Source organism: Pseudomonas sp. KCJK9058, assembly GCF_046230975.1.
In the GTDB taxonomy this organism is placed as follows: Bacteria; Pseudomonadota; Gammaproteobacteria; order Pseudomonadales; family Pseudomonadaceae; genus Aquipseudomonas; species Aquipseudomonas alloputida.
The window spans coordinates 26,443-34,172 of record NZ_JBJJLR010000056.1 but is presented as its reverse complement, the minus strand read 5'-3'; the positions used below and the strand labels follow the sequence as shown (position 1 = coordinate 34,172).

Below are 7,730 nucleotides of genomic sequence, written 5' to 3'. Positions count from 1 at the left end.
AAAATAACGTTTTTAATTTTGCATGGTCCTGCTGGCCGAGTTTTTGCAGCGAAGTTTGTGAAGCGCGACACGCGACAAATGGCAGCTGAGACTGCCCAGGTGGATTGCTACCCAGTGGCTGCTGCCATTGGCCTTGATGCAGTTCTGAACGTACGCCCTGCGCGGGAACCACGCGATGCAGATGCTGGAAGACGAAGCGCCCGACAAGGCCAATGCGACCGCCAGCGGACGGGCCGTACCCTTGCGTGAATTCAACCTGCTGCGCTGGTTTTCGGTGATCAGCCTGTTGATCATTACCGCGGTGGCAGGTGGGCTGGGTTACGTTTCGACGCGCTTCGTGGTGCGCGACAGCGTGCAGCGCGATGCCATGCTCACCGCGCAGTTCATTCAGGCAATGGCCCAGGCTGAAGTGCGTCATTCGCAATTGCCACCTGGCACCACCATGGGCGAATTGCTGGACCCGCGGCTGGACCTGCAGCACTTGCAGTTCACCCCGGCCTTGGCTGAATCGACCCGCGTCGAGTTCCTCGATCATGTCGAGCACCTGCCGGACACCTTGCTGGCCAACGTCTATGCCCGCGACCGCACTATTGTCTGGTCCACCAACGAAGAGCTGATTGGCAAGCAGATAGAAGTTGATGGCGATCTTGAGCGCGCCTTCCGCTCGCGTAAGGCGGTGTCGGCCAGTTATCACAAGGCCGCCGAGGATCGCGAAGAGCAGAAGTTCCAGCGCGCACCGCGTTACCTGTTCATCGAGAACTACATCCCGCTGTTCGACAGCCAGGGTGAGCAGGTACTGGCCATGGTGGAAATCTACAAGGAGCCGCAGGACCTCATTCGGCGCATCCAGCGCGGCTATGTGCTGATCTGGGCCTCGACACTGGTGGGTGGGGCGTTGATCTACTTCGGCCTGTTCTGGATCGTGCGCCGTGCGGCGCACATGCTGCACCTGCAGCAGGAGCGGCTGGTGGCAAGCGAAACCTACGTGGCGCTGGGAGAAATGTCGTCGGCCGTGGCTCACAGCATGCGTAACCCGCTGGCCAACATACGCTCCAGCGCCGAACTTGCCCAGGAAACCGCCAACCCTGCTGCGCAGAAGAACATCACTGACATCATCAGCCAGGTCGACCGCATGTCGCGCTGGGTGCGCGACCTGCTGGTGTCGCTACGCCCGGCCAGTGACGACCCCGAGGCCGTGGACCTGGTGGCGGCCATCGAGGACACCCACCTGGCCTTCGCCCAGCAGATCGAACGCAACGGCGTGCGCTTCCATTTCGAAGGGCCTGACGTGCAGTGGGTGGTCAGCCAGCCGCTGCAGCTTACGCAGATTCTCAACAGCCTGTTTTCCAACGCCCTGGAGGCCATGCCCGCTGGCGGGATGCTCAATGCCCAGGTCAACGTGCAAGAAGGCCTGCGTGCCGAGTTCGTGCTGACCGACACCGGCAAAGGCATGAGCCAACAGCAGGAACGGATGGTGTTCAAACCGTTCTTCACGACCAAGCAGGGAGGCCTCGGTGTAGGCCTGGCCTTGGTCAAACGCATCATGGAACGTTTTGGCGGCTCGGTCAGCCTGAGCAGCCGCGAAGAGGAAGGAACCCGCGTCAGCCTTACATTCAATATTGCAGCGGGAGGGGAACATGGAGCACAGCATCCTGGTCGTCGAGGATGATGAAATCCTTGCCGACAACATTCGCACCTACCTCAGCCTCAAGGGCTACGAAGTCATCGTGTGCCACAGCGCGGAGCTGGCGCTGGAGCAGATCAAGCGGGCGCAACCTGACGCGGTGCTGACCGACAACTCGTTGCCAGGCATGAGCGGGCACGACCTGCTACGTACCCTGGTGGCCCAGGCGCCGGACCTGAAAGTGATCATGATGACCGGCTACGGCAATGTCGAAGATGCCGTGCAGGCGATGAAGGAGGGCGCCTTTCATTACCTGACCAAGCCGGTGGTACTGGCCGAGCTCAAACTGACCCTGGACAAAGCCCTGGCTACCGAGCGCATGGAGCGCACGCTGTCGTTCTACCAGGAGCGTGAGGCGCAGAAGTCCGGGTTGCAGGCATTGATCGGCGAGTCGCCGGTGATGCTCACCCTCAAGCACACCCTGCGCCAGGTGCTCGATGCCGAGCGGCGCATGGCCAGTGACGACCTGCCACCGGTGCTGATCGAAGGCGAGACCGGTACGGGCAAGGAACTGGTGGCCCGTGCCCTGCATTTTGATGGTTCGCGCAGTAAAGGGCCGTTCATCGAGTTCAACTGCGCTTCGATCCCTGCCAACCTGCTTGAGGCTGAGCTGTTTGGCCACGAGAAGGGCGCGTTCACCGATGCCAAGGAGCGCCGTGTGGGGCTGGTGGAGGCTGCGGATGGCGGCACCCTGTTCCTGGACGAGATCGGCGAAATGGACCTGGTGCTGCAGGCCAAGCTGCTCAAGTTGCTGGAAGACCGCAGCATCCGCCGGATTGGTGCGGTGAAGGAACGCAAGGTGGATCTGCGGGTGATCAGCGCCACCAACTGTAACCTGGAGCAAATGGTGCAGCAGGGCAAATTCAGGCGTGACCTGTTCTTCCGGCTTCGCATTATCGCCCTGAAGGTGCCGCGCCTGTATTCGCGTGGGCAGGACATTCTGCTACTGGCGCGGCATTTCCTTGCCCACCATAGCCGGCGTTACGGCAAGCCGAACCTGCGCTTTTCTGCCGAGGCCGAAAGCCTGATGCTCGGTTATAGCTGGCCTGGCAATGTGCGTGAATTGCGCAACATGCTGGAGCAGACCGTGTTGCTGGCGCCGAACGAGGTGGTGCAGGCGCATCAGTTGAACCTGTGCATGACCTTGGTTGACGAGCCGTTGACGCAACAGCCGATGGCGGCCATGTTCGAAATGCCGCGGCACGAGCCAGAGCCGGGTACAAGCCTGCCTGACATGGAGCGTGATCTTGTCTGCAAGACCCTGGACCGCACCGACTGGAACGTGACCAAGTCGGCGCGGATGCTTGGGTTGTCGCGGGATATGCTGCGTTACCGGATCGAGAAGTTGGGGCTGACCCGGCCTGACAAGCGTCAGTGGTAGTACAGACCGTGTCGTCAGGGGTTACCTGTGCCCGAGCTGCCTTCTCCTTGCCGGCCGGTACCTTCCGACCCACTGCCATCCATCCCCGGCAGATCGCGGTTGTCATTCTGCTGCGCCGGCGGGCTTTGCGGTTCGTTGCCCTGTATGCGCGGGTCGGTGTCCCGCGGCAAAGGCTTCTCGATCGGGTTGAGGGTGCTGTCCACGCCTGGCTGTGGCGCCGTATTGTGCGGGTCGTCGGGGTAGGTCGGACCGGTGCCGACAGCAAACGCCAGCGGCGAGGCGAGCAGGGCAATCGAGAGGATGATTGAGCGGGGCATGGCAGGCTCCTTTGCTATACGGGTAAGGCTCATACTTCTCTTCGGCCTTATCCGGAACGTCAAGGTGCCATTACCCCGATCAACGGTCACACCACCAGCGACAGCAACATGATGAAAATGATGCCGACGATGGACAGGATCGTCTCCATCATGCTCCAGGTCTTGAAGGTTTCTGCCACGGTCATGTTGAAGTACTGCTTCACCAGCCAGAAGCCGGCGTCGTTCACATGCGACAGGATCAGCGAGCCGGCACCGGTGGCCAGTACCAACAGCTCACGGTTCACCCCCGGCACCAGGTCGATCACCGGTGCCACGATACCCGCGCCGGTGATGGTGGCGACCGTGGCGGAGCCGGTCGCGATGCGGATCACCGCCGCCACCAGCCATGCCAGCATGATCGGCGAAATTTCTGCCTGCACAGCCATCTGCCCGATCACGTTGCCTACGCCGGTGTCCACCAGCATTTGCTTGAAGCCACCGCCAGCGCCGACGATCAACACGATGGCGGCAGTCGGTGCCAGGCTCTGGTCGAGCATCTTCATGATCTGCTGGCGGTTGAAGCCGCGGGCCGAACCGAAGGTGTAGAAGGCCAGTAGCAGGGCGGCGAGCAGGGCAGTGATCGGGTGGCCGATCAGGTCCATCCACTGGCGCACGATGTGCTCGGCAGGCAGCACCACGTCGGCGAACGTTTTCAGCAGCATCAACGCGACCGGCAGCAGTACGGTGATCAGGGTGATGCTGAAACTTGGCAGGTTGCCCTGATCGGACTCCTTGGCGATCTGGTCCATCAGTTCCTGGGACGGGTTGCCCGGGATGTAGCGGGAAATGAAGTTACCAAACAGAGGGCCGGCGATGATCGCGGTGGGCAGTGCGACGATCAAGCCGTAGAAGATGGTCTTGCCAATGTCAGCATGGAAAATGCCGATCGCCAGCAAGGGGCCCGGGTGCGGTGGCACCAGCCCGTGCACCACCGACAGGCCGGCCAGCAGCGGAATGCCGATTTTCACCAACGATACGCCCGAGCGCCGGGCGACGATGAACACCAGTGGAATCAGCAGCACAAAGCCGATTTCGAAGAACAGCGGGATGCCCACCAGGAAGGCGGCGAACATCATCGCCCAATGCACGTTCTTCTTGCCGAAGGCGCGGATGAGGGTTTGCGCGATCTGGTCGGCACCCCCGGAGTCGGCCATCAGCTTGCCGAGCATGGTGCCCAGGGCGAGCACGATACCGACGAAGCCGAGTACGCCGCCAAAACCGTCCTGGAACGACTTCATGACCTTGGCCACCGGCATGCCGGAGGTCAGGCCCAGGAAGCCGGCCGCGAGGGTGAGGGCGACGAAGGGGTGAACCTTGAAGTGGGTGATCAGCAGGATCAGCCCGACGATGGTAACCAGCGCGTCGAGCAGTAGGAAGGTATCAGTAGCCAGTCCGAACATGGTTTGAAGGCCTCGGTCTTATCGTTGTTTTGGGCGTAGCTTTTTGGAGTCTTTGCCGCGTTTACGGGTTGGGGTAGCGCTGTCTTTGGTGAGACGGAAAAGCCGCCGAGGTCAGGCGGTTTGCGCCAGGCCCGGCTCACCGCAGCGCTTTAGCCAGTGGTCCACCGCTTCGGCCAGTGCTTCAATCGGTTGGGTGGCGTCCAGTGCCAGCGTCAGTGGCTCGCCGCGTGGCGATTCCAGGGCCGCGAACTGGCTGTCGATGAGGCTGGCCGGCATGAAGTGCCCTGGGCGAGCCAGCACGCGTTTTTCGGCCTCGGCAGGCGACAGTTCGAGGAACACGAACACCAGCCCGGGCATGGCATCGCGCAGGGTGTCGCGGTAGCGGCGCTTGAGTGCCGAGCAGGTCAGGATCGGGCGTTCACCGGCCTGGGTGGTGGCTTGCAACTCTTCACCAAGGCGGACCAGCCAGCCGGCACGGTCGCTGTCGTCCAGCGGGATGCCAGCGCTCATCTTGCGGATGTTTTCGGCAGGGTGGAAAGCGTCGCCTTCGATCAGGCGGCCGCCGCTTCTGGCAGCGATGGCAGCGCCGATGCAGCTTTTGCCGCAACCGGCCACGCCCATCACCACAATGGCGGACAGGGGAGAATTCATCAGTACCTCCTGCGGGTGAGGTAGCGCTGTCTCGCCGTTGACGAACAGCCATCTCCCCGGTGTTATTGGTCTTGTCCTTACGCAGTATGGACGCCTGGTGGCAAGCGCGTAGTGGCTGCTACCAAAGATTACGTTGCCTGCATCCTGAGACAGCGCTACCTTAGTGGCCGTTCCCTCTCCTTGCAAGTAGTAAAATTACAACATTCATGTCCCGCACCGGCTCCCGAACTACAGGTCGTCCCACCCTGGCTGAAGTTGCCAGGCTTTCCGGGGTTTCCCCGATCACCGCTTCGCGCGCCTTGCGTGGGGTCAGCACCGTTGCGCCTGACCTGGTGGAAAAGGTCATCGCCGCAGCAGCGAACCTTGGCTATGTGGCCAACCCGGCCGCCCGGGCGCTGGCCTCGGCACGCAGCCAGTCAGTGGTGGTGTTGATCCCGTCGTTGTCCAACCAACTGTTCATCGACACCCTGGAGGCCATTCACGAGGTCATGCGCCCTCGTGGGCTAGAGGTGCTGATCGGCAACTATCACTACGACCTTGCCGAAGAAGAGAACCTGATCCGCAATTACCTGGCCTATCAGCCCTGCGGCATTTTGCTGACCGGCTTCGAGCGTAGCGATGCTGCGCGGCAGATGCTGGCTGCCAGCGGCGTGCCGTGTGTGCACATGATGGAACTCAATGGTGAGCCAGGGGCTTTGTCAGTCGGCTTCTCGCAGCATCAGGCCGGGCGTGCTGCTGCACGGCACCTGATCGAGCGCGGGCGCAAGCGCCTTGCATTCATTGCCGCGCAGCTGGACCCGAGGGTGATGCAGCGCGCCGAGGGTTTCCGTCAGGCTTTGGCAGAGGCGGGTTTGCAGGCTGCCGAGCTGGAGGTGTTGGCCCCTGAGCCATCGTCGATTGCCCTGGGCAGTGTGCTGTTCAGCCAGCTGATGCAGCAGGCGCCGGATGTCGACGGTATCTTCTTCTGTAACGACGACCTGGCTCAGGGGGCGGTGCTGCAGGCCTTGCGTCAAGGGGTGGAGGTGCCACGCCAGGTGGCGATGGTCGGTTTCAACGATCTACCGGCCTCGGCGCATATGGTGCCACGGCTGACCTCGATTCGCACACCACGGGCTGCGGTGGGGCGGGGCGCAGCGCAGGCGTTGCTGGCGTTGCTGGATGGCAAGCGGGTGACGAGTGCGCAGCAGGATCTGGGCTTTGAGCTGATGGTGCGCGAGAGCACCTGAGAGTGCCCGCCAAGGCGTTCTCGCGCGAATGCCACAGGAATGATTGGCCCGAAACGAATGTGCAGCGGGTTTACCTGCGAAGCGGGCGACGGGGGCATGGCACCGGCTGCGCCGGTGTTCGCGGGTGAACCCGCTCCTACAGGCGCTGTCGATGCCACAACTTGCCAGCGGCGATCTATGCTCAGAAAATCGCGCATAGGGAGCCCCGCGTCATGTTCGATTTCCACCGCAAGTCTGATTTGGCAGAAATCCAGCGCAACCGCCAGGCGTTGGCCAATGCGCAAGCCAAACTGGCCGCTATCGGCCGTTCCATGGCAATGATCGAGTTCGCCCCTGACGGCACTATCCTCGACGCCAACGAGCGCTTCTGCCAGGCCATGGGCTACAGCGCTGACGAGCTGCGAGGCAAGCACCACCGGCTGTTCTGTGAGCCGGACTATGCAAAAAGCGCCGAATACCAGCAGCTGTGGCGCGAGTTGGGGCAGGGCAAGGCAATCAGCGGTACGTTCGAGCGCATCGACAAGGCGGGTCGCGAGGTCTGGCTGGAAGCCAGCTACATGCCCGTGTTGGACGAGCACCGGCAAGTCACCAGCGTAATCAAGGTGGCATCGGACATCACCCAGCGGGTGGTGCTGGAGCACGAGAGCGAAAGCCTGCTCAAGGCCATCAGCCGCTCCATGGCGGTGATCGAGTTCACCCCGCAAGGCCGGGTGATCAAGGCCAACCAGAACTTTCTCGACACCATGGGTTACCGCCTTGATGAAGTGGTTGGCCGCCATCACGGGCTGTTCTGCCTGGCGCATGAACGCGAATCGGCCCAGTACCGGGAGTTCTGGGCTTCGCTGAACCGTGGCGAATACCACTCGCACCGCTTCGAACGCGTCAACAAGCAAGGCCAGACTGTTTTCCTGGAGGCCTCCTACAACCCGATTTTCGACAGCAAGGGCCGCCTGTGCAAAGTGGTCAAGTTTGCCAGCGACATCACCCATCAAGTCTGCACCCAGCAAAGCGCCGCCCATGCCGCCCATGCCA

The 7,730-nt window shown here is 62.0% G+C and carries 6 protein-coding genes and 1 pseudogene; 4 read left to right on the top strand and 3 right to left on the bottom strand.

Features of this window, described 5'->3' with window-relative positions:
• Positions 1 to 175 precede the first annotated feature (175 nt).
• Both ACK59Z_RS22700 and ACK59Z_RS22695 read left to right on the top strand, forming a co-directional pair.
• Complete coding sequence (locus ACK59Z_RS22700; RefSeq protein ID WP_108190372.1) at positions 176 to 1,669, top strand: HAMP domain-containing sensor histidine kinase; 1,494 nt, start codon at positions 176 to 178, stop codon at positions 1,667 to 1,669.
• On the top strand, positions 1,638 to 3,065 hold the full coding sequence (locus ACK59Z_RS22695) for a sigma-54 dependent transcriptional regulator (RefSeq protein ID WP_003253836.1): 1,428 nt from the start codon (positions 1,638 to 1,640) through the stop codon (positions 3,063 to 3,065). The genes ACK59Z_RS22700 and ACK59Z_RS22695 overlap by 32 nt, the downstream gene beginning before the upstream one ends.
• Before the next feature lie 14 nt (positions 3,066 to 3,079).
• On the opposite strand, the gene ACK59Z_RS22690 is transcribed toward ACK59Z_RS22695, so the two are convergent.
• The 3 genes from ACK59Z_RS22690 to ACK59Z_RS22680 all read right to left on the bottom strand — a co-directional run bounded on the left by ACK59Z_RS22690 (position 3,080) and on the right by ACK59Z_RS22680 (position 5,472).
• The gene (locus ACK59Z_RS22690; RefSeq protein ID WP_012052189.1) at positions 3,080 to 3,382 is read right to left on the bottom strand and encodes a hypothetical protein; all 303 of its coding nucleotides are present in this window, start codon (positions 3,380 to 3,382) and stop codon (positions 3,080 to 3,082) included.
• Positions 3,383 to 3,468: 86 nt separating this feature from the next.
• Positions 3,469 to 4,821 (bottom strand): GntP family permease, encoded by a 1,353-nt coding sequence (locus ACK59Z_RS22685; RefSeq protein WP_003253832.1) that lies wholly within the window; start codon positions 4,819 to 4,821, stop codon positions 3,469 to 3,471.
• Positions 4,822 to 4,932: 111 nt separating this feature from the next.
• Positions 4,933 to 5,472: a gluconokinase gene (locus tag ACK59Z_RS22680; RefSeq protein ID WP_003253831.1), complete on the bottom strand. Its 540-nt coding sequence runs from the start codon at positions 5,470 to 5,472 to the stop codon at positions 4,933 to 4,935.
• 206 nt (positions 5,473 to 5,678) lie between these two features.
• On the opposite strand from ACK59Z_RS22680, the gene ACK59Z_RS22675 reads away from it, so the two are divergent.
• Positions 5,679 to 6,698 carry a LacI family DNA-binding transcriptional regulator gene (locus tag ACK59Z_RS22675; protein ID WP_019751421.1) on the top strand — a complete coding sequence of 340 codons (1,020 nt, stop codon included), beginning with the start codon at positions 5,679 to 5,681 and terminating at the stop codon, positions 6,696 to 6,698.
• A 212-nt stretch (positions 6,699 to 6,910) separates the two neighbouring features.
• Positions 6,911 to 7,693 (top strand): annotated as a pseudogene (locus ACK59Z_RS22670) (PAS domain-containing protein); the annotation flags it as partial.
• Positions 7,694 to 7,730 lie beyond the last annotated feature (37 nt).